19 protein-coding genes are annotated in these 19,866 nt (G+C 73.2%); 8 read left to right on the top strand and 11 right to left on the bottom strand.

Going from position 1 to position 19,866, the window contains the following annotated elements; all coding sequences use genetic code 11:
* Positions 1–136: 136 nt before the first annotated feature.
* The 5 genes from VT52_RS31680 to VT52_RS31660 form a co-directional block, all read right to left on the bottom strand.
* Positions 137–1,417, bottom strand: coding sequence for a hypothetical protein (locus VT52_RS31680; protein ID WP_046419772.1), 1,281 nt, complete (start codon positions 1,415–1,417; stop codon positions 137–139).
* A 2-nt stretch (positions 1,418–1,419) separates the two neighbouring features.
* On the bottom strand, positions 1,420–2,475 hold the full coding sequence (locus VT52_RS31675) for a hypothetical protein (RefSeq protein ID WP_046419775.1): 1,056 nt from the start codon (positions 2,473–2,475) through the stop codon (positions 1,420–1,422).
* Positions 2,476–2,687: 212 nt separating this feature from the next.
* Positions 2,688–3,422 carry an LPXTG cell wall anchor domain-containing protein gene (locus tag VT52_RS31670; protein WP_046419777.1) on the bottom strand — a complete coding sequence of 245 codons (735 nt, stop codon included), beginning with the start codon at positions 3,420–3,422 and terminating at the stop codon, positions 2,688–2,690.
* Positions 3,423–3,621: 199 nt separating this feature from the next.
* Entirely contained in the window at positions 3,622–4,209 is a 588-nt protein-coding gene (locus VT52_RS31665; RefSeq protein ID WP_046419780.1) for an ATP-binding protein, read from the bottom strand.
* A 415-nt stretch (positions 4,210–4,624) separates the two neighbouring features.
* Positions 4,625–5,011 carry an STAS domain-containing protein gene (locus tag VT52_RS31660; protein WP_046419781.1) on the bottom strand — a complete coding sequence of 129 codons (387 nt, stop codon included), beginning with the start codon at positions 5,009–5,011 and terminating at the stop codon, positions 4,625–4,627.
* 247 nt (positions 5,012–5,258) lie between these two features.
* On the opposite strand from VT52_RS31660, the gene VT52_RS31655 reads away from it, so the two are divergent.
* Positions 5,259–6,155, top strand: coding sequence for an RNA polymerase sigma factor SigF (locus tag VT52_RS31655; RefSeq protein WP_046419783.1), 897 nt, complete (start codon positions 5,259–5,261; stop codon positions 6,153–6,155).
* Positions 6,156–6,284: 129 nt separating this feature from the next.
* On the opposite strand, the gene hutI is transcribed toward VT52_RS31655, so the two are convergent.
* From hutI to hutU, 4 genes are all read right to left on the bottom strand, one after another.
* Positions 6,285–7,460, bottom strand: coding sequence for an imidazolonepropionase (hutI, locus tag VT52_RS31650; RefSeq protein ID WP_046419848.1), 1,176 nt, complete (start codon positions 7,458–7,460; stop codon positions 6,285–6,287).
* Positions 7,461–7,510: 50 nt separating this feature from the next.
* Positions 7,511–8,845: a formimidoylglutamate deiminase gene (locus tag VT52_RS31645; protein ID WP_046419786.1), complete on the bottom strand. Its 1,335-nt coding sequence runs from the start codon at positions 8,843–8,845 to the stop codon at positions 7,511–7,513.
* Positions 8,842–10,041 (bottom strand): allantoate amidohydrolase, encoded by a 1,200-nt coding sequence (locus VT52_RS31640; RefSeq protein ID WP_206306662.1) that lies wholly within the window; start codon positions 10,039–10,041, stop codon positions 8,842–8,844. Before VT52_RS31640 ends, VT52_RS31645 begins: the two co-directional genes overlap by 4 nt.
* 89 nt (positions 10,042–10,130) lie before the next feature.
* The gene (hutU, locus tag VT52_RS31635) at positions 10,131–11,795 is read right to left on the bottom strand and encodes a urocanate hydratase (RefSeq protein WP_046419788.1); all 1,665 of its coding nucleotides are present in this window, start codon (positions 11,793–11,795) and stop codon (positions 10,131–10,133) included.
* Positions 11,796–11,933: 138 nt separating this feature from the next.
* Here hutU and VT52_RS31630 point away from each other — a divergent pair, with 138 nt between their 5' ends.
* The 5 genes from VT52_RS31630 (at position 11,934) to VT52_RS31610 (ending at position 15,669) form a co-directional block, all read left to right on the top strand.
* Positions 11,934–13,307 carry a type III PLP-dependent enzyme domain-containing protein gene (locus VT52_RS31630; RefSeq protein WP_240509955.1) on the top strand — a complete coding sequence of 458 codons (1,374 nt, stop codon included), beginning with the start codon at positions 11,934–11,936 and terminating at the stop codon, positions 13,305–13,307.
* 179 nt (positions 13,308–13,486) lie between these two features.
* Positions 13,487–13,870, top strand: coding sequence for a hypothetical protein (locus VT52_RS31625; protein WP_046419793.1), 384 nt, complete (start codon positions 13,487–13,489; stop codon positions 13,868–13,870).
* Complete coding sequence (locus VT52_RS31620) at positions 13,867–14,763, top strand: hypothetical protein (protein WP_046419796.1); 897 nt, start codon at positions 13,867–13,869, stop codon at positions 14,761–14,763. Before VT52_RS31625 ends, VT52_RS31620 begins: the two co-directional genes overlap by 4 nt.
* A 31-nt stretch (positions 14,764–14,794) precedes the next feature.
* Positions 14,795–15,283 (top strand): roadblock/LC7 domain-containing protein, encoded by a 489-nt coding sequence (locus VT52_RS31615; RefSeq protein WP_046419798.1) that lies wholly within the window; start codon positions 14,795–14,797, stop codon positions 15,281–15,283.
* Positions 15,284–15,294: 11 nt separating this feature from the next.
* Positions 15,295–15,669: a roadblock/LC7 domain-containing protein gene (locus VT52_RS31610; protein ID WP_046419800.1), complete on the top strand. Its 375-nt coding sequence runs from the start codon at positions 15,295–15,297 to the stop codon at positions 15,667–15,669.
* A gap of 10 nt (positions 15,670–15,679) precedes the next feature.
* Here VT52_RS31610 and VT52_RS31605 read toward each other — a convergent pair whose 3' ends face one another.
* Both VT52_RS31605 and VT52_RS31600 read right to left on the bottom strand, forming a co-directional pair.
* The gene (locus VT52_RS31605; protein WP_046419802.1) at positions 15,680–16,234 is read right to left on the bottom strand and encodes a hypothetical protein; all 555 of its coding nucleotides are present in this window, start codon (positions 16,232–16,234) and stop codon (positions 15,680–15,682) included.
* A gap of 148 nt (positions 16,235–16,382) precedes the next feature.
* A complete protein-coding gene (locus VT52_RS31600; protein WP_206306660.1) occupies positions 16,383–17,225 on the bottom strand; it encodes a MurR/RpiR family transcriptional regulator in 843 nt (280 codons plus the stop codon).
* Between the two features lie 366 nt (positions 17,226–17,591).
* Here VT52_RS31600 and VT52_RS31595 point away from each other — a divergent pair, with 366 nt between their 5' ends.
* Entirely contained in the window at positions 17,592–18,032 is a 441-nt protein-coding gene (locus VT52_RS31595; protein WP_053055470.1) for a hypothetical protein, read from the top strand.
* Positions 18,033–18,039: 7 nt separating this feature from the next.
* Positions 18,040–19,836 carry an alpha/beta hydrolase gene (locus VT52_RS31590; protein ID WP_046419803.1) on the top strand — a complete coding sequence of 599 codons (1,797 nt, stop codon included), beginning with the start codon at positions 18,040–18,042 and terminating at the stop codon, positions 19,834–19,836.
* Positions 19,837–19,866 lie beyond the last annotated feature (30 nt).

The following is a 19,866-nucleotide window of genomic DNA, read 5'->3' as shown; positions in this document are numbered from 1 at the left end:
GGGCCGTCGCACCCCGGGTGGGTGTGGCGGCCCTCTCGGCTTTTCGCCCAGGCGCGTGGGGGAGTCCGCGCGTCGGCGAGTGCGGGTGGTTCGCGGTCGTTCGCGCGGTTCCCCGTACCCCAGGAGAACAGGTCGGCTAACGCGTCCGGCGCCGTGGCATGAAGGTGAGGACCGCGCCGCCCAGCAGGATCGCCGTCCCCGCGACCAGACCCAGGGCCTTCAGGGCTCCGCGGCCGTTCGCGCCCGTGTCGGCCAGACCGCCGGAGCCACCGGTGCCGCTGGAGCCGCCGGTGCCGCCGGTGCCGCCCGTCGGTCCGCCGGAGGCCGACGTTCCTCCCGAAGTTCCGCCCGGCTGCCCGCTGGTGTCCAGGGTGAGGGAGACCTGCGTGCTGGTCGGGGTGCACGTGGTCGTCGTGCCCAGGGCGTTGATCGTCAGGACGCCCGGGGAGAGGGTCGAGGAGCCCGTCGCGCCGGGTCTGTAGGTGCCGGTGAGGTCGGGGATCTCGATGGGGTCGCCCGCCTTGACGGGAGCGGCGTTGGCGGGGCCCGCCACATGCACCGTGCCCTTGTCCGCGCCGCCGGCGACCACCTCCATGGACGGTTTCACGGAGCCCGCGGGGATGTCCGCGGGGCTGTCCATCACCGACTTCCCGAACCGCACCGTGAGGGCGTAGTCCCCGCCGTCCCGCCTCGCGTCGATCCGCACCGGCGAGGTCGCGCTCCTGTCGCCGATCGGGGTCTTGCACGCGTAGGGGATCCGCACCTCCTTGCCGGTGAAGTCGGTCTGCCCGGTGCCGCCCGACGTGGACGGGGTGGGGGTCGGCGTGGCGGTGTGGGTCGGGGTCGGCGTGGGGGTCGGGGTCGGGGTCGGCGTGGGGGTGCCGCCCGCCGCGGTGACGTCGATCGTCGCCGACCGCTGGACCGCCTCCCTGGGCGTGCACTTCGTGTCCGTCGACATCGCGTTCACCGTGTACGCGTCCGGCGTCAGCGTCACCTGCCCCGGCGCCGTCAGCTTCACGCTGCCCTTCATGTCGGACAGCACCATCTGGGCGCCCTTGGGGATCGCGGGGTTCTGCCGCGGACCCCGCATCGCGATGTCGGCGCTCTGCGCGCCGGCCGCCTTCAGCACGCCCGAGGGCTGCACCGAGTTCGCGGGCAGGTCGATGATGTCCGGGTTCCTGGACGCGGCCTGGACGAACTTCCACACGACGTCCACCGTGTCGCCCACCTTCGCCGTCGCCGGCGCGGTGATCTCGACCTTCGTCGTGCCGTCGACGGGGCTGATGCCCGCGGGCGGCACGCAGTGCGTGGCGTACGCCACGGTGGCCGCCCACGCGGGCGTCGCGGCCTGGCCCAGCAGGGCACCCGCACCGCCCAGCACCAGCGCGGCGCCCACCGCCGCGCCTCTCCTTCGCATGCTCACGTGGGTCCCTTCCTGGTGGGGGGCGTACGACCCGTCGGGTCGTCGGCGTGCGGTGCGCGGAGCGGGCCGGGCGCCTCGCCCGGGGCGAACCACGGGAGGGCGGCGGCCGGGGACCGGGCGGACGGGGACTCGCGGGGCGGGTTCTTCGCACGGCGGGCGGGGCGCGCGACGCAAAAGCGCGGAGGGCGGGGCCCGGCCGGGCGACCGGGCCGTACCCGGTCGACCACCGCCATCCCGGCACGGAACAACGCGGCCGGTACGACCAGGCAGAGCAGGAGCCAGAAGAGGGTCACACCCCAGGGCCGGCCCACGCCCCAGGGCTGCTGGGCGAGGAGCTTGCCGTCGTACTTCACGGTGACGGTGTAGTCGCCGTGCGCCCCGGCGGACAGTTCCACCGGCAGTTCGATCTGCGCCTTCTTTCCGGGCGCGAGGGTGCCGTGCCACTGCCGGTCGTCCCACTCGGGGGCGAACACGCCGTGCGCGGTGCCGACTTGGAAGACCGGGTCCTCGACGGGCGTGGTGCCGAGGTTGCCGGCGGTGAAGACCAGGGTGCGGGCGGGCGGGGCGCCGAACCAGGTCAGTGGGGACCCGGACCCGGTCAGCCGGGTGTCGGAGAGGATCGACAGGCGCCCGCCGGAGGGCTCGGCGGGCAGCGGGGCGACGGGGTGTCCGGCGACGTCGAGGACGGCGTCCGCCTGCGCGGGGGCGCCGGTGACCGTGGCCACGTGCACCACGCAGGGGCAGGGCACGGGCGGCTCGGCGACCGGCAGCCTCTTGGCGAAGGCGCCCTCGCCGTCGGTGGTGACGGCGCGACCGTCCGCGTTGGCGCAGGAGCTGGTGCCGCCGACGACGCCCCGGGACGGGGTGGCCCGGCCGCAGACCAGCAGCGTCAGCAGGGTGCGTGGCCGCCATCCGCTGCCGTGGACGGTGACCGAGCCGCCGGTGCCGGCCTGCGCCGCGGACAGCCGTACGGCAGGTCCGTCCGCCGCCGCGGGACCCGCGAGCGGCAGCAGGAGCAGCGCCGCGAGCGCCAGGACCGCGATCCGCCGCACGGCACCGCGCCCGCCGGACCGGCCTCCCGGGACGGGGCTCCGCTCCCGCCGGTACGACGTCCACACAGCCGGACGGGGAACACGGCCGGCCGGGCGGGCGGGTGACGCGGTGCCCGGCGGCGTCGGCGGCGTCGGTCCGAGGGCGCGTACGGCGGACGGCATGGGCGGCTCCAGCGCTGGTGCCCCGAGGGGGCGGCGTGCGGCGGCGGGGTTCAGCGGCGTACGGCGGGGCCGCGCCGGGTCAGCCAGAGGGCGCCCGCCGCGCCGGCGAGGAGCACGGTGCCGCCGAGGGTGCCGAGGGCGACGGCGGAGTCGTCGGGGCCGGTCTGCGGGAGGGTGCCGCCGGGCGCGGAGCCGGAGGAGCCCGAGGAGGAGCCGGTGGAGCCGGTGGACGAGCCGGTGGAGCCGGACGAGGAGCTTCCGGTCGAACCGCCGCCCGCCGCCGTCACGTTCAGCGTCAGGGAGGGGCCCGGGTTGTTGGTGGGGGTGCAGGTCGTCGTCGTACCGAGCGCCTTGATGGTGAGCGTGCCCGCGGTGAGGGTGACCTTGCCGGACTTCCTGGGCGTGTAGGTGCCGCTCAGGTCGCTGATCTTGATGGGGGTGTCGGCGGGGATCGCGGCGGCGTTGGAGGGCCCGCTCACCGGGAGCGTGCCGCTGTCGGCGCCGCCCAGCTTGATGGTGGCGCTCGGGCTCATCGCGCCCTTGCCCAGCTCGACGGGGCTGGAGGAGACGCCCTTCTGCCAGGACATGGTGACCTTGTAGCCGGCGCCGCTCCGGACGCCCTTGATGTCGATCGGCGAGAGCGCGCTCTTGACCCCGATCGGCGTCTCACACCTGTAGTTGACGTCGACCACGTCGGCCTGGGCCGTCGGCGCGGTCAGCACCACGGCCGCTCCGGCCAGCGCCGCGGCGGACGCGAACGCGGCGGTTCGTTTCGGGTACGACACGATCGGTCCACCCCAATTCGTTCCCGGCGGTTTCCTGACGGTGCATCAGGTAAGCCGTCAAGGTACGCCCGGGGCCCCGAGGAAGGAAGACACGTACCGGCGGGGGTTGTGTGAGGGTGAGGGCCCCCGCGGGCCGCCCGGAACGACGGACGGGCGACCCCGGAGCCGGGACCGCCCGCCGTGCCGCTCGGTGCCGCCGTCAGGCCGGAGCGCCCAGTTCCGCCCACACCGTCTTGCCCGGACGGCCCTCGGCACGCACCACGCCCCAGTCCAGGCACAGGCGCTGGACGATGAACATGCCGTGGCCTCCGGGGCGGCCCGCGCGGTGGGGGTTGCGGGGCGCCGGCTGGCCGGTGCCGCGGTCGGTGACCTCAAGGCGGATCACCTTGTTGTCACAGGTGAGAGCGAGTTCGTCGGGTCCCTCGGCGTGCAGGCAGGCATTGGTGACGAGCTCGGAGACGACGAGCAGCACATCCTCCGCCGCGGCCCGCTGGTCCGCGCTCGCGGCGGGCAGCCAGCCCCAGTCGTACAGCGCCTGCCGGGTGAAGTCGCGGGCGAGCGGGACGACGCCACTGGCCCCTACTAGGTCGAGTCTGCGGACCTGCCGGCCCCGCGCCGCCGCTACGCCGCCCATGTCCGCCGGGGACGGCGGCGCGGCGGTCGCGCCCGTCGCGGACGCCATGGCGGCGCCGGCCGGCACGTCCTCCCCGGAGGACCCGGACACCCCGGAAGCGCCGCTGGGCTCATGGCCGCGGTCGCCCGGCGGGTAGGGCCGGGTGGTGCTCATCAGCGCTTCACCTCACCGAATCACCAGTTCACGATTGAAAATTCCGGTACTCCCCCGCACCGGTCGGTCCGTCCGTCGCCGGCAGCGCCGCCCCGTCGTACGTCCCGTCATCCGCACATCAGCCCCCGTCCGCTCATCGCGTGACGCCTCGCACTCCTGTTCGTGGCAGTCCCGTCCGGGCAGGTTCCTGCCCGTTCGAGCCCGTCGCACACCCACGGGTACGTCACACCCGGAGCGCGGCGACGCCGCCTTGACGGTGGATGGTCGTCAGCATGTCTCCTGCCCGACCCGGGCGCCGGAACACCCCCGTCTTCCGTGGGATACACGGGCCCCCCGGGACACCCGGTGACTTCCGGAGTCGTGAAGGGAAGAGCGAGGAGAGTCGCGTCGCACCCGGCCGCGTGTGATCGCGGACTCAGTCGGTGCCGTCACCCTCCCCGGCCAGGGCGTCCGCAACGGAGTCATGGACGGTGAAGACCGCCTCGGCTCCGGTGATCTCGAACACGCGGGCGACTACAGGCTGCATTCCCGCCAGATGGACACCACCACCGGCGGCCTCCGCCTTCAAGCGGGCTCCGAGCAGGACGTTCAGCCCCGTGGAGTCGCAGAACTCCAGGCGCGAGCAGTCCACCACGAGCCGCGAGAAACCCTTGCCCAGGAGGTCGTCGAGGGGTTCACGCAGCAGATCGGCGGTGTGGTGGTCAAGCTCACCCGCCGGTGTGACAACCGCGCTGGCGCCCTCTTCACGCACCTCCACCAGAAGCCGGCCCGACTGTGCGCTGCCGACCATCCCGTGGTCCATGCCGTCTCTCTCCCGAGGTCGTGGCTTGCTGATGCCCTCGAACATTACGCCTTCCTGGCGCAGTCCGGCACCCGAACAACCTCACATAATCGGACATACCCGAACGAAACGCACTTGCGATCGCTCCATCAAAGCCGATAGGGCTAGTAAAGACACGTACTTCTACACGCCGGCTTTGGAGGCGCCGCACTCCGTAGTGCACCTGATGGCTTCGGCAGCCGTATGCCGAGAACGATGGAGGACACCCATGTCACCCCGGCTCGACGCCTCGTCTACCCCGACCGCGACGTCGACATACCCACCGGATCAACTGGATCATCCCATCGATCTCCACGACCCTTTCGAGGGCCTCCCGGAGATCCCCCCGTACGACGAGGTCGACCCCGTCGACGCGCGGGCTCTGTCCAAGACCCTCTTCGAACGCCTGGGCGTGCTGGAGGAAGGGACGCACGAACACGCGTACGTCCGCAACACCCTCGTCGAGCTGAACCTCGCGCTCGTCAAGTTCGCCGCCTCCCGCTTCCGCTCCCGCAGTGAGCCGATGGAGGACATCATCCAGGTCGGCACCATCGGCCTGATCAAGGCGATCGACCGCTTCGAGCTCTCGCGCGGTGTCGAGTTCCCCACGTTCGCGATGCCGACCATCATCGGCGAGATCAAGCGCTTCTTCCGCGACACCTCGTGGTCCGTGCGCGTACCGCGCCGGCTCCAGGAACTGCGGCTGGACCTGGCGAAGGCCGGGGACGAGCTGGCCCAGCAGCTGGACCGCGCGCCGACCGTCACGGAGCTGGCCGAGCGCCTGGACATCTCGAAGGACGAGGTCGTCGAGGGCATGGCCGCCTCGAACGCGTACACCGCCTCGTCGCTGGACGCCCAGCCCGAGGAGGACGAGACCGAGGGCGCGCTCGCGGACCGCATCGGCTACGAGGACCACGGGATCGAGGGCATCGAGTACATCGAGTCGCTCAAGCCCCTGATCGCCGGGCTGTCCCAGCGCGACCGGAAGATCCTGTCCCTGCGGTTCGTGGCCAACATGACCCAGTCGGAGATCGGCGAGGAGCTCGGCATCTCCCAGATGCACGTGTCCCGCCTCCTGTCCCGCACGCTGGTACGGCTGCGCAAGGGACTGACGGTGGAGGAGTGACCCCGGGGACGACGGCCCCCGGCCGTCCTCCGTCCCCGTCCCCACGTATACGCCGAAGCGGCCCGGACGCCCCGTCCAGGCCGCTTCGGCGTGTGCGTACCGGGTTCCCGCCCGGACCGCGCGGACGTCTCAGACGACGCGGACGCCGCTCCGCCACACCCCGCTGACCAGGGGCACGCCCGGCCGGTAGGCGAGGTGGACGTGGCTGGGCGCGTCGAGGAGGGTCAGGTCGGCGCGCGCGCCGGGGGCGAGGCGGCCGACGTCGGTGCGGCGCAGGGCCGCGGCGCCGCCCGCCGTGGCGGACCAGACCGCCTCGTCGGGGGTCATGCCCATGTCGCGGACGGCCAGGGCGATGCAGAAGGGCACGGACGAGGTGAACGAGGAGCCCGGATTGCAGTCCGTGGACAGGGCGACGGTGACCCCCGCGTCCAGCAGCCGGCGGGCGTCGGGCCACTGCGCGCGGGTGGAGAACTCGGCGCCGGGCAGCAGCGTGGCGACCGTGTCGCCGCTCGCCAGGGCGTCGACGTCCGCGTCCGTGAGATGGGTGCAGTGGTCGGCGCTGGCCGCGTCCAGTTCCACGGCCAGCTGGACACCGGGGCCGTAGGAGAGCTGGTTGGCGTGGATGCGCGGGTGCAGGCCCCGCGCCTTGCCCGCGGTGAGGATCGCGCGGGCCTGGTCGCCGTCGAAGGCACCCTTCTCGCAGAACACGTCGATCCAGCGGGCGTGCGGCACGCAGGCGTCCAGCATCTCGCCGGTGACCAGGGCGACGTAGGCCGCCGGGTCGTCCGCGTAGTCCGGGGAGACGATGTGCGCGCCGAGGTACGTCACCTCGTCGGTGTGCTCGGCCGCGATGCGCAGGGCGCGGGCCTCGTCCTCGACGGTCAGGCCGTAGCCCGACTTGGTCTCGAAGGTGGTGGTGCCCTGGCGCAGCGCCTCGGCCAGGTAGTGGGTCAGGTTGGCCGCCAGTTCCGCGTCGCTCGCGGCGCGGGTGGCGGCGACGGTGGTGCGGATGCCGCCGGCCGAGTAGGCGCGGCCGGACATCCGGGCGTTGAACTCCTGGGTGCGGTCCCCGGCGAAGACCAGGTGCGAGTGGGAGTCCACGAACCCCGGCAGCACCGCCCGGCCGCCCGCGTCGACCCGGTTGTCGGTGGCGGGTGCTTCACCCGACTCACCGGTCCACATGACGCGGTCGCCCTCGATGACGACGGCCGCGTCCTGGATCAGGCCGAGGGGGGAGTTGTCACCGAGGGAGGGGTCGTTGGTGACCAGTGCCGCGATGTTGGTGATGACGGTGCTGCTGCTCATGGTGTCGTCCTCGTGGGGGGCGGTGGGGGTCGGCGCCGGGACCGGCACGGTCAGCGCAGGGCTTCGACGGCCGCGGCCAGCGCCCGCGGCACGTCCGGTACGAGCGTGTGCGCGCCGTCGCGTACGACCTGCCGGCCGCCCACGACCGTATGCCGTACATCGGCCGCGCCCGCCGCGAATACGGCCGTCTCGGCGCCCAGCCGGGGCTCGGGGCCCGCGGTCCTGACCGAGTCCAGGGCGATCGTGGTCAGGTCGGCGAGCGCGCCCGGCTCGATGCGGCCGCCCTCGTCCCAGCCGAGGGCGGCGTGTCCGTCGGCGGTGGCGGCCCGCAGCAGGCCGGCGGCCGTCCAGTGGCCCCGGGTGCGGGTGCGCAGCCGCTCGTTCAGCTCCATGGCACGCGCCTCTTCGAGCAGGTCGATGACGGCGTGGCTGTCGGAGCCGAGGGAGAGCGGGGAGCCCGCCCGCTGGAGGGCGACGGCCGGTCCGATGCCGTCGGCCAGGTCCCGCTCGGTGGTCGGGCACATGCAGGTGCCGGTGCGCGAGCCGCCGAGCAGGGCGATGTCCTCCTCGGTGAGGTGGGTGCTGTGCACCCCGGTGGTGCGCGGCCCGAGGACGCCGTGGTCGGCGAGCAGCCGGGTGGGGGTGCGGCCGTGCGCGGCGAGGCAGGCGTCGTTCTCGGCGGTCTGCTCCGACAGATGGACGTGCAGCGGGGCCCGCCGCTCCTCGGCCCAGCGGGCCACGGTCGCCAGCTGGTCGGCGGGCACCGCCCGAACGGAGTGGATCGCCGCCCCGATCCGCGCGTGGTCCCGTTCCTTCAGAACCGCGCAGCGTTCGGCCCAGGCCGCCGCGCTGCCGTCGGAGAAGCGGAGCTGGTGGGTGTTGGGCGCCTGGTCGAAGCCGGCCGCGAGGTAGCAGGTGTCGAGCAGGGTGATCCGGATGCCGGCCTCGGCGGCTGCCGCGATCAGTGCCTCGCCCATGGCGTTGGGGTCGGCGTAGGGGGTGCCGCCGCGGGCGTGGTGCACGTAGTGGAACTCGCCGACACAGGTGATGCCGGCCAGCGCCATCTCGGCGTACACCGCGCGGGCGAGCGCGTGGTAGGTGTCCGGGTTCAGCCGGTCGGCGACGGAGTACATCACCTCGCGCCAGGTCCAGAAGGTCCCGCTGCCGACCTGGACGGTGCCGCGCAGTGCCCGGTGGAAGGCGTGGCTGTGGGCGTTCGCCAGTCCGGGCAGGGTGAGTCCGCGCAGCGCCTCGGCGCCGGGCGGCGGGACGGGCGTCCCGGTGCGCACGGCACCGATCCGCCCGTCGCGGGTCTCGACCAGCACCCCCGGCTCGACACGGTCGCCGAGCCAGGCGTGCTCCAGCCAGTACGTCGCCCTGGTCAACAGGCCAGCCCTTCCAGTACGTCGGCGAGCGCGCCCACCCCGGCCACGCAGTCGTCCTCGGCCGCGAACTCGGCCGGGGAGTGCGAGACGCCGGTGGGGTTGCGCACGAACAGCATGGCGGTGGGGATGCTCCCCGAGAGGATGCCGGCGTCGTGTCCGGCGCCGGTGCCGAGGACGGGCACCGTGAGCCCGGTGTCCCGGCCCAGGATGCGGCCGAGTTCGTCGCGCAGCGCGTGGTCGAACTCCACGACGGGCGTGAAGGACTCCCGTACGACGTCCAGGTCCACGCCGTGCGCGTCCGCGTACTCCCGGGCCGCCTTCCGGATGCCGCCGACCACCGTGTCCAGGGTCTCCTGGTCGGCGGCGCGGGAGTCGAGCCAGCCGCGCACCCGCGAGGGGATCGCGTTGACGCCGCCCGGATCCACCGCGATCTTCCCGAAGGTGGCGACGGCACCGGCGAGTTCGGCCTCGCGGCGGGCGGCGAGCACGGTCTCGGCGTACGACAGCATCGGGTCGTGGCGGTCGGCCAGCCGGGTGGTGCCGGCGTGGTTGGCCTCGCCCCGGAAGTCGAACCGCCAGCGGCCGTGCGGCCAGATGGCGCTGGCGATGCCCACCCGGTCGCCGGACAGGTCCAGCGCGCGGCCCTGTTCGACGTGCAGCTCGACGAAGGCGCCGATCCCGGCCAGCCGCTCGGGGTCGGGCCCGATCGCCTCCGGGTCGTATCCGGCGGCCGCCATGGCGCGGGGCAGGCTGACGCCGTCCCCGTCGGTGAGCCGGTGCGCGTCCTCGACGGTGAGCGCGCCCGAGGTCAGCCGGGACCCGACGCAGGCGAGGCCGAACCGGGCGCCCTCCTCGTCGCCGAAGTTGACGATGGCGAGGGGCTTGGCGAACCGCGCTCCCCTGCGCAGCAGTTCGTCGAGCGCGGCGAAGGAGGACACGACCCCGAGGGGCCCGTCGAAGGCCCCTCCGTCCGGCACGGAGTCCAGGTGCGACCCGGTGACCACGGCGTCCCCGGCTGCCGGGTCGCCGAGCCAGGCCCACTGGTTGCCGTTCCGGTCGACCTCGTACCCGAGCCCCCGGCCCACGGCCTGCGCCTCGAACCAGGCCCGGCACTCGGCATCGGGCCCGGTCCAGGCGTGGCGCCGGTATCCGCCGGAGTCCGCGTCACGGCCGATCGGCAGCAGCTCCCGCCACATCTCGTGGAAGGAGGAGCCGGGCCGGGCCGCGGCCGGCGGCGGACCCGCGGCCCCGACCGGAGCGTTGCCGTGCCCGCCCAACGCCTGCGTCACGCCTCGTCACCCTCACGCATCGGCACCCGGACCCCACGCTCCGCGGCGACGGACTCCGCGATGTCGTACCCGGCGTCCACGTGCCGGATGACGCCCATGCCCGGGTCGTTGGTGAGCACGCGGCGGATCTTCTCGCCGCCGAGCCTGGTGCCGTCGGCGACGGTGACCTGGCCGGCGTGGATGGACCGGCCCATGCCCACGCCGCCGCCGTGGTGGATGGACACCCAGGAGGCGCCCGAGGCCACGTTGACCATGGCGTTCAGCAGCGGCCAGTCGGCGATCGCGTCGGACCCGTCGAGCATGGCCTCGGTCTCGCGGTACGGCGAGGCGACGGAACCGCAGTCGAGGTGGTCGCGGCCGATGGCGAGCGGCGCGGCCAGCTCACCGGAGGCCACCATGTCGTTGAACCGCTCGCCTGCCTTGTCCCGCTCGCCGTAGCCGAGCCAGCAGATGCGCGCGGGCAGGCCCTGGAAGTGCACCCGCTCGCCGGCCATCTTGATCCAGCGCGCGAGGGACTCGTTCTCGGGGAAGAGTTCGAGGAGCGCCTTGTCGGTCTTGGCGATGTCCGCCGGGTCGCCGGACAGCGCGGCCCAGCGGAAGGGGCCCTTGCCCTCGCAGAACAGCGGCCGGATGTAGGCGGGCACGAAGCCGGGGAAGGCGAACGCGCGGTCGTACCCGGCGAGCTGGGCCTCGCCGCGGATGGAGTTGCCGTAGTCGAAGACCTCGGCACCGGCGTCCATGAAGCCGACCATGGCCTCGACGTGCCTGGCCATCGACTCGCGCGCCCGCGTGGTGAACCCGGCCGGGTCCTTCGCGGCGGCGTCGGCCATGTCCTCGAAGGCGACGCCGACCGGCAGGTAGGCCAGCGGGTCGTGGGCGGAGGTCTGGTCGGTGACGATGTCGATGGGGGCGTTCATCGCGAGCAGCTGCGGGACCAGCTCGGCCGCGTTGCCGAGGACGCCGATGGACAGCGGGCGGCGGGCGTCGCGGGCCTCGGTCGCGAGCCGGAGCGCGTGGTCGATGTCGTCGGCCTTGACGTCCAGGTAGCGGTGCTCGATGCGGCGGTCGATGGCGCGCGGGTCGCAGTCGACGCAGATGGCGACGCCGTCGTTCATGGTGACGGCGAGCGGCTGGGCGCCGCCCATGCCGCCGAGGCCGGCGGTGAGGGTGATGGTCCCGGCGAGGGTGCCGTTGAACTTCTTCGCGGCGACGGCGGCGAAGGTCTCGTAGGTGCCCTGGAGGATGCCCTGGGTGCCGATGTAGATCCAGGACCCGGCGGTCATCTGGCCGTACATGGTCAGGCCGAGGGCCTCCAGGCGGCGGAACTCCTCCCAGTTGGCCCAGTCGCCGACCAGGTTGGAGTTGGCGATGAGCACCCGCGGCGCCCACTCGTGGGTCTGCATGACGCCGACCGGGCGGCCGGACTGGACCAGCATGGTCTCGTCCTGCTTGAGGGTCCGCAGGGTGCGCACCATCGCGTCGAAGGAGCGCCAGTCACGGGCGGCCTTGCCGGTGCCGCCGTAGACGACGAGCTTGTCGGGGTGCTCGGCCACCTCGGGGTCGAGGTTGTTCTGGAGCATGCGCAGGGCGGCCTCCTGCTGCCAGCCCAGGGCGCTGAGTTCCGTGCCACGCGGTGCTCGTACGGGGCGGGGTCCCGACATCGTCTGCCTCCTGCTGTTGCTACGTCTATTCACATCCTGACTTCATGAATAGAACTAGTCAATACATCGGGGCGGCCCCGTCCGCGCGTCCCGGGTGTTTGGCTGGAACCAGCTGACGTCCGACAGGAGGGAATCGCGGTGGACCACGAGGCCGAGACCGAGGCCCGGGAGCGGGCCGGGCGCCGGGACGAGGCGGTGCGCGCCGCCGTGGAACAGGGCCTGCTGGGCCCGGACGCGGCGGTGGTGGGGCTGCTCGACGCGATCGGCATCCGGGAGTCGGCGACGGCGCTGCGGACGGCGTTCGAGGCGGTCCTCGCGCCCGGCACCCCGGTGCTGCACGCGTTCGCGGTGAAGGCGTCCCCGCTGGTGCCGGTGGTGCGGCTGCTGCACGAGGAGGGCATCGGCGCCGAGGTGGCGAGCCCCGGCGAGCTGGCGCTGGCGCGCGCGGCCGGCGTACCGGCGGGGCGGACCGTGCTGGACTCGCCCGCCAAGACCCCGGCGGAGCTGCGCGAGGCGCTGGCGCTGGGCGTCGCCGTGAACGCGGACAACCCGCAGGAGCTGGACCGTCTGGACGCCCTCGTACGGTCCGCGCCGACCCGGTCCCCGCTCGGCATCCGGGTCAACCCGCAGATCGGCGGCGGCAGCATCGGGTCGACCTCGACGGCGACCGAGACCTCGAAGTTCGGGGTGGCGCTGCGCGACGAGGGGGCGCGCGAGTGGGTCGTGGAGGCGTACGCGCGGCGGCCGTGGCTGACCCGGCTGCACGCGCACACCGGCTCGCAGGGCATTCCGCTGGAACTGCTGGCGCGGGGCGCGGCGGAGACGTACGCGCTGGCGGAGGAGATCAACGCGCGGGTGGGGCGGCGGCAGATCGACACGCTCGACATCGGCGGCGGCCTTCCGGTGAACTTCGCGGGGGAGGCGACGGCGCCGACGTACGCGCGGTACGCGCGACTGCTGGCCGAGCGGGCGCCGGGGCTGTGCGCGGGGCGCTACGGACTGGTGACCGAGTTCGGGCGGTCGCTGCTGGCCAAGCACGGCACGGTGGTGGCGCGGGTGGAGTACGCCAAGCGCTCGGGCGGGCGGCGGATCGCGGTGACGCACGCGGGGGTGCAGGTGGCGACGCGGACGGTGTACGCGCCGGGGGCGTGGCCGCTGCGGATCGCCGCCTACGACGCCGAGGGGCGGCCGAAGTCGGGGCCCGAGGTGGTGCAGGACGTGGCGGGCCCGGCCTGCTTCTCCGGCGACCTGCTGGCCGAGGGGCGCGCGCTGCCCGAGCTGGCGCAGGGGGACCACGCGGCGGCGCTGGACACGGGCGCGTACTACTTCGGGCACCACTACGCCTACAACTCCCTGGCCCGGCCCGGGATCTACGGCTTCGCGCCGGACGGGACCGGAGGCATCGCCTTCGCCACCGTACGGGAGCCGCAGACGATCGCGGAGGTGGTGGCCGAGTCCGGGGGCGCGCACGCTTCGGCGCTCACCACCCTGCGTGCGCCCGAGAGCCGTTGACGCGCCCCCGCCGCACTCGAACAAATGGATCGACTCCGCTGACGCACGGGCCAGTCGGCCAACTCTAGTACGCCGGACGCATGTTCCACTGGAAAATGCCAAACGACTCACCCCTCCCCCACACGTTGCGTAGTGTCGGGGTCACTCAGCCGAGTCCCAGGCGGGAGGGGAGCCACGCGGTGCCCGGAATCGACGAGTGTCTGCTGGAAGCGATGCGATTGCCCGGTGCCCGGGGGGCCGCGCTGGTGGACTGGACGAGCGGCCTCGCGCTCGGCACGGTCGGGGAGGCGCCCGGCGGCGACCACGAGACGGCCGCCGCCGAGGCCGCCGAGCTGGCCCGGCTGGCCGCGGAGCACGGCACGTTCACGGTGCAGGGGGCCGACGGGCCGCCGGTGGAGGACGTGATCGTCAGCAACCCGGACAGCTACCACCTGCTGCGGTTCATCGACACGTCCTTCGACAGCAGCGTCTTCCTGCACCTGTGGCTGGGGCGCGAGGAGGGCAACCTCGCGCTCGCCCGGATCCGGCTCGGCGAGATGGCCGCCCGGCTGGTGCTGGGATGACCATGGTCCGTACGCCGCCACCGCTGCCGGTGCGGGACAAGGACGCCGCCCGCGCGCTGTCGCCGATGCTGAACCGGCTGGCCGAGGAACGGGCCACCGGCGTCCTGGTCCGCGAGCACGGCACCCTGCACCTCGCCGAGGGCCGGGTGGTGTACGCCGAGAGTCCCCTCGCCCCGGGTCTCGACGTGCTCCTCACGGCCCACGGCACCCTGGCGGCCGCCGCCTGGCAGCGGGCCGCCGCGGCGGCCGAGGGTCCGTTACGGGCGGCCGAACTCCTCCTGGAGTCCGGCCTGTTACCCGCCGGCGCCCTGGAACTGTGCCATCTGGACGCGCTGTACGACGCCGGGTACTTCGCCCTGGCACCGAGCAGTACCCCGGGCCGGTTCCACTACGACGGCGCGCCCCGCACCGGCCCGCTGCCCTCGGTCCCGGTGGTCGCGCTGGAACGCGAGACGCTGCGCCGCCGGCTGCAACTGCACCGCCTGTGGCCGGACCCGGCCGCGGACACCGCGCCCCTGATCCGCGCCGACCCACCGGCCCGCCGGCGCCCTCGCGAAAACCCCGGGCAGCCGGCGGCCGAGCCCGCCGGACCCGCTCGCCCCGCCCCCGTCGCCCCCCGCCAGCGCGCCGTCCTGGACCGCGTGGACGGCACCCGTACGGCCGCCCACATCGCCCGGGAACTGGGCCGGCAGGCGTTCCACACGCTGGTCGACGTCCGCAGGCTGGCGGCGGCCGGGCACCTCAGACCCCTGGCGCCGGTCGTTCCCGTACTCGCGCCACCGCCCCCGACCGCACCGGAGCAGGCCCGGAACCTTCCTCCGCCACTGCCCCCGGTCACCGACCCCGACATCGCGCTGCTGAAGAGGCTCAGGGATGCGCTGGAGGCCCTTTGAACGGCCACGCCCCGCCGAGAGGAGAGAGTTGATGGTGTCCGAGGACGACCTTCGGACCGTCCTGGAGGAGCTGCACCGGCTGCGCACCCGGGTGCCGCAGCTCACCGGTGCGCTCGCGGCCGGCGTCGACGGACTCGTCGTCGCCCATGACACGCCCGGCGTCGACCCCGAGGGGCTCGCGGCGCTCACCGCGGCCTCGCTCGGCGTCTCCGTGCGGGTCGCCGACGCCACCGGCAACGGCGGCCTGCGGGAACTGCTGGTGCGCGGCGAGCGCGGCTACGTCGCCACCTACGCGGCCGGGCGCAGCGCCGTACTGACCCTGCTCGCGCAGGACCGGGTCAACGTCGGCCGGCTGCATCTGGAGGGCCGCCGCTCCGGCGCCCGGATCGGCGAAGTCCTGGACGCCGCCGAGGCCCAGGCCGCCCGGAACGCGCCCGCCCGCGAGGCCACCGCACCCCCGCGCACCCGCCCCACGCGGACCCCGCGCACGACCACCGCACGTACCACAACCGACAGTTGAGAGGACCCGACATGGCCAACACCGAGACCGCCCTCAAAGAGGCGCTGACCTCTATCGAGGGCGCCACCGGCGTCGCGCTCGTCGACTACACCAGCGGGATGGCGCTGGGCACGATGGGCGGCGGCAAGACCTTCGACCTGAACGTGGCCGCCGCCGGCAACACCGACGTGATCCGCGCCAAGATGCGCACGATGGAGATGCTGGGCATCAAGAGCGAGATCGAGGACATCCTCATCACGCTGTCCGACCAGTACCACCTGATCCGGCTGCTCAAGGGGCGCGGCGGCAACGGCCTGTTCCTCTACCTGGTCCTGGACACCACTCGGGCCAACCTGGCGATGGCCCGCCACCAGCTCAAGCGGATCGAGGAGGACCTGGAGGTCTAGGACCTCCGGATCAGACGAGGGCCGCGGTACGGCGGCGCGCCCCGCCCGGGGCCGCGTCGCCGGCCGCGACGCCCGTACCGCGCAGTCCACCGACCGTCTTGCCGGCCGGGCGGCCGGCGCGTGCGTCGAGCTGGTCGACGCGTACCCACAGCAGGCTCTCCAGGGCCCGTTCGCGGCGCCCGAGCCAGCCGGCCTTCAGCCGCAGCCCGGTGCCGCACCCGGCCAGCAGCAGCCCGCCGGCCACCGGCACCGCGAAGGTGGAGCCGAGCGCGAGCACCCAGGCCAGCACCAGCCACCAGCGGTGCCCGCGGCGCCAGTTGCGCACGGTCACCGCGCGGTCCTGGAGCACGTCGTACCTGCCCGCGCGGGTCGCGCCCCGGGCGAGGATGTCGTAGCGTCGCCGCCGCGTCAGTGCCACCACCGCGGCGGCGAGGACGAAGAGCACGGCCCCGGCGAGCGCCCCGGTCCGGCGTCCCGTCCATCCCTCGGGCACGGCGCCGACGCCGGCGGCGACCACCCCGGACCACCACAGCGGGGCGGCTCCCGCCCGTACGACGACGGCCACCCGGGCCAGTCCCCGGCCGCCGCGCTCCCTGCCTTCTCCACGCTCTCCGCGCGCCACGTCACCCTCCCGTGTCACGAGTCCCCGTACCGCCTCTGTCCGGCGGGGACGTTAGCGGGCGAACCTGAGACAGATCTGAGAGGACCGGGACTCACTCCACGAAGAGCCCCCGGGCGGCGGCCTTCGCGTCGAACTCCTCCAGGCGGGCCTGCGCGTCCGGCAGGTCGTCGCAGACCGCTTCGAGCAGCACCCGGCCCAGCAGCATCGGCGCGCACGCGGTGTCGAAGGCGAGGCCGGTGCCGACGGCGGCCGGCAGCAGCAGGTCGGAGTGCTTGGCGACCGGCGCGAACGCGGAGTCGGCGACGGTGACGACGGTCAGCCCGACGTCCTGGGCGTAGGCGAGGGTGTCGACCACCTCGCGCGGATGGCGGGGCAGCGCGAAGCAGAGCAGGGCACGGGCGCCGGCGCGGACGGCCGCGTCGATGCGGTCCTGGATCATCGTGCCGCCCTCGTCGAGCAGCCGGACGTCCGGGTGGACCTTGGCGGCGAAGTACGCGAAGCCGTACGCCTGGGAGGCGGCGGCGCGCAGGCCGAGCACCGGCAGCGGGCGAGAGGCGGCGAGTATCCGCCCGGCCTGCTGCACCGGACGCGGGTCGGCGAGCAGTTCGGCGAGGTGGCGCAGATTCTCGATCTCGGCCTCGACGGCGAGCTGGTACTCGTTGTGCACGCCGTTCTCGGGGGCCGGTTCGGCGGGCACCACCTCGCGCAGGTGCCGGCGCAGCGCGGGGTAGCCGTCGAAGCCGAGGGCGACCGCGAACCGGGTCACCGACGGCTGGCTGACCCCGGCCAGTTCGGCCAGCTCCACGCTGGACAGGAAGGGCACGTCGGCGGCGCGCCGCACCATGCTGTGCGCGATGCGGCGCTGCGTCGGCGTGAGCCGGTGGCCCTCGAAGAGCGCCTGCAAGCGGTTGGCCGGGCTGTCGGTCACGCTCATCACGTACTCCCCCTCGGGTGTCCTCGACGCCCCGGGAGAGTACAGCGCCGGGGCCGCGTGGAACACGGACCGATATTCAGTCAAGATTTCGTTGTATACCGTTATACAGCGCGGAAGCGGCCCGCCGCACCGTCGCGCCGCCTGCTCGTACTCGCCCATGAGGCGGTGCGGCGCGTCCACTGCCGGCCCCCCGGAACTGTCGCACGCGGGAAACAGGCCAAGTTCGCCATGGATGAGGACAGGTACTCAGCCACTCAGTACTCGTACTCAGGCGCTCCCGGGACCGGATTCATAGGCTGACGCACCGCGGCAACGCATCACGGCACACACCGCGTCGCCGCCACAAGGAGGGGGAGGGCCACACCGATGGCATGGGACGAGTGGGAGCAGCTCAAGGCAGGTGCGGCCCAGCGGATGCAGATCGACCATCTGGTCGATCCGGGAGGCGGGGGGCCAAGCAGCACCCCCGGCGGATCGGCTCCTGATCTGAAAGCGTCGAAGGGTCCGTGGACCAAGGCTTCCGGCGTGGCTCAGGACCTGCGGACGGTCACGAGCGCGGGGCTGACGGAGCTCAAGACGGCCCACGAGGGTGTGAAGGGCGGGACCGACGGCTTCACGAGTACCGCCGCGCTGAACGAGATCCTGCCCACCTGGGAGAAGCGGCTGACCTCGGTGCGCGACGAGTGTGACCGCTTGCACGGCGCGCTCGCCATGACCGGCCGGGACTTCGGCGAGATCGATCCCGCCGTGGCCGCCAAGGTCAACGGTGTGCACGTGGGCGGCTACAAGCCCGATTGGGTGCGGTGAGCCGAGCATGCCCAGATGGCGGCAACTGCGCGACGCGAAGCTGACGGAGTACGAGAACGCGGCAGACGGCTGGACCATGGTCAGCAACCGGGCCGACGCCGCGCGTATCCGGACCGAACAGGAGATGGCCGGCCCGCTCCGTGCCACGCAGAAGGGTGAGGCACAGACCTCGGCCGAACGGGATCTGACGCGGCTGAGCCGGAACTATCAGTACATCTACGGCGAATGCGGTCTCGTCCGCACGACGCTGAGCGCTCTCGCCTCCGAGCTATCCGGCGCGCAGAAGAAGCTGAAGCAAGCGCTCGACGACGCCGCCGGTCTCAAGTTCACGGTCAACGAGGACGGCTCGGTCGAGTACCCGAGAAGCACCGAGCTTCCCATGGCCCCCGGCACCTCCCTCGGCAGCGGAGTCGCCAAGCCGGGCGCTCCGGTCCCGTACCTGCCCGGGGCGGGCGAGGCGAACGGCGACCCCGACAAGGGCAAGGCCGAGGACATCGCCGAGCGCATCTCCCAGGCGGTGAACAGCGCCGTCGAGATCGACAACCGGTACGCCAGGATCCTGCGCGAGCTGAAGGCGCCGGACGGCCTGGCCGTCACCGACGACATGCTCGTGGACGAGGCCCGTGACATGGGCGACGTCCAGAAGGCGGTCGGACCCCACCTCGACAAGGGCGGCATCCCGCACGGCAAGTCCCCGGCTGACAACAGGAAGTGGTGGGACGGCCTTGCGCAGGAGCAGCGCGAGGAGTACGCGACGCTCTACCCGGCCGAGATCGGCGCGCTCGACGGACTCCCCAGCGTGGTCCGTGACTCCGCCAATCGAATCGTGCTGGACGAGGCCCAGGCGCAGGTCAAGCACGACCTCGCGGCGCTGGGGCCGGATCCGCCCAGGACAATCCTCGACGCGGGCGGTAGGACCCACAGCAACCCGGAGTGGAACATATGGAACGCCAAGGGCGGCACGCGGTTCCAGAACCAGCTCAAGGGCATGGCCGCCGTCGAGTCCCGCTTCGACCAGACCGGCGTCGACGGCCTGCCTCCGGCCTACCTGCTGGGCTTCGACCTCAAGGGCAACGGACACGTCGTCCTGGCCAACGGCGACCCGGACACGGCGGACAACACGGCGGTCTATGTGCCGGGGACGAAGTCGAAGCTCGCGGGTGCCGGAGGGGACATCGGACGCATGATGCGGGTGTGGAAAGAAGCCAGCAGCATGTCAGTCGGCCAGTCCACCTCAACGATCACATGGATCGGATACGACGCCCCGCAGAGCATCGCCCCCGAGGCCATGGAGAAACACTGGGCCTACGAGGGTGCACCCAGGCTCGACAATTTCCTGGACGGTCTGCAGACGGCCCAGGGCGGCCCGGACGCCAGCCACACCACCGTCATCGGCCACAGCTACGGATCCACCACCGTGGGCGCCGCGTCCAAGGCCCCCGGGCACTTCGCGGCGGACGACATCGTCGTGGCGGGCAGCCCCGGCATGTTGGTCGGCGACGCAAGTGATCTGGACGTCGGCAGGAAGCACGTCTGGTCCGAGGCCGCAGGCGACGACGCGGTCCCGCTGGGCGGCAAGATCGCCCATCTCGGCGGCTATAAGTGGGGCGTCCAGACCTGGGACGGGATTCCGTACGACGCCGGGCCGATCCAGACGGTCCCGTCCGACGAGGCTTTCGGTGCCCACAGGATGCACGTGGACACCAGCGGCCACAGCGGTTACTGGGATGAAGGATCGGACAGCCTCAAGAACCAGGCGGCGGTGGTGGTCGGCCGTTACGACAAGGTCCGGGAGGACAATTGATTCCCCCCTTCCGTTGCCACTCCCGGGGCA

The organism is Streptomyces malaysiense, assembly GCF_000980885.2.
GTDB lineage: Bacteria > Actinomycetota > Actinomycetes > Streptomycetales > Streptomycetaceae > Streptomyces > Streptomyces malaysiense.
The sequence above is the reverse complement of the archived record's forward strand: the minus strand, read 5'-3'. Positions and strand labels throughout refer to the sequence as shown.

Bases quoted from the DNA above. Each gene is read 5' to 3' on its own strand.
- VT52_RS31680 (WP_046419772.1), bottom strand. From the start codon at position 1,417: ATGCGAAGGAGAGGCGCGGCGGTGGGCGCCGCGCTGGTGCTGGGCGGT.
- VT52_RS31665 (WP_046419780.1), bottom strand. From the start codon at position 4,209: ATGAGCACCACCCGGCCCTACCCGCCGGGCGACCGCGGCCATGAGCCC.
- VT52_RS31660 (WP_046419781.1), bottom strand. From the start codon at position 5,011: ATGGACCACGGGATGGTCGGCAGCGCACAGTCGGGCCGGCTTCTGGTG.
- VT52_RS31655 (WP_046419783.1), top strand. From the start codon at position 5,259: ATGTCACCCCGGCTCGACGCCTCGTCTACCCCGACCGCGACGTCGACA.
- hutI (WP_046419848.1), bottom strand. From the start codon at position 7,460: ATGAGCAGCAGCACCGTCATCACCAACATCGCGGCACTGGTCACCAAC.
- VT52_RS31640 (WP_206306662.1), bottom strand. From the start codon at position 10,041: ATGTGGCGGGAGCTGCTGCCGATCGGCCGTGACGCGGACTCCGGCGGA.
- hutU (WP_046419788.1), bottom strand. From the start codon at position 11,795: ATGTCGGGACCCCGCCCCGTACGAGCACCGCGTGGCACGGAACTCAGC.
- VT52_RS31620 (WP_046419796.1), top strand. From the start codon at position 13,867: ATGACCATGGTCCGTACGCCGCCACCGCTGCCGGTGCGGGACAAGGAC.
- VT52_RS31615 (WP_046419798.1), top strand. From the start codon at position 14,795: ATGGTGTCCGAGGACGACCTTCGGACCGTCCTGGAGGAGCTGCACCGG.
- VT52_RS31610 (WP_046419800.1), top strand. From the start codon at position 15,295: ATGGCCAACACCGAGACCGCCCTCAAAGAGGCGCTGACCTCTATCGAG.
- VT52_RS31600 (WP_206306660.1), bottom strand. From the start codon at position 17,225: ATGAGCGTGACCGACAGCCCGGCCAACCGCTTGCAGGCGCTCTTCGAG.
- VT52_RS31595 (WP_053055470.1), top strand. From the start codon at position 17,592: ATGGCATGGGACGAGTGGGAGCAGCTCAAGGCAGGTGCGGCCCAGCGG.
- VT52_RS31590 (WP_046419803.1), top strand. From the start codon at position 18,040: ATGCCCAGATGGCGGCAACTGCGCGACGCGAAGCTGACGGAGTACGAG.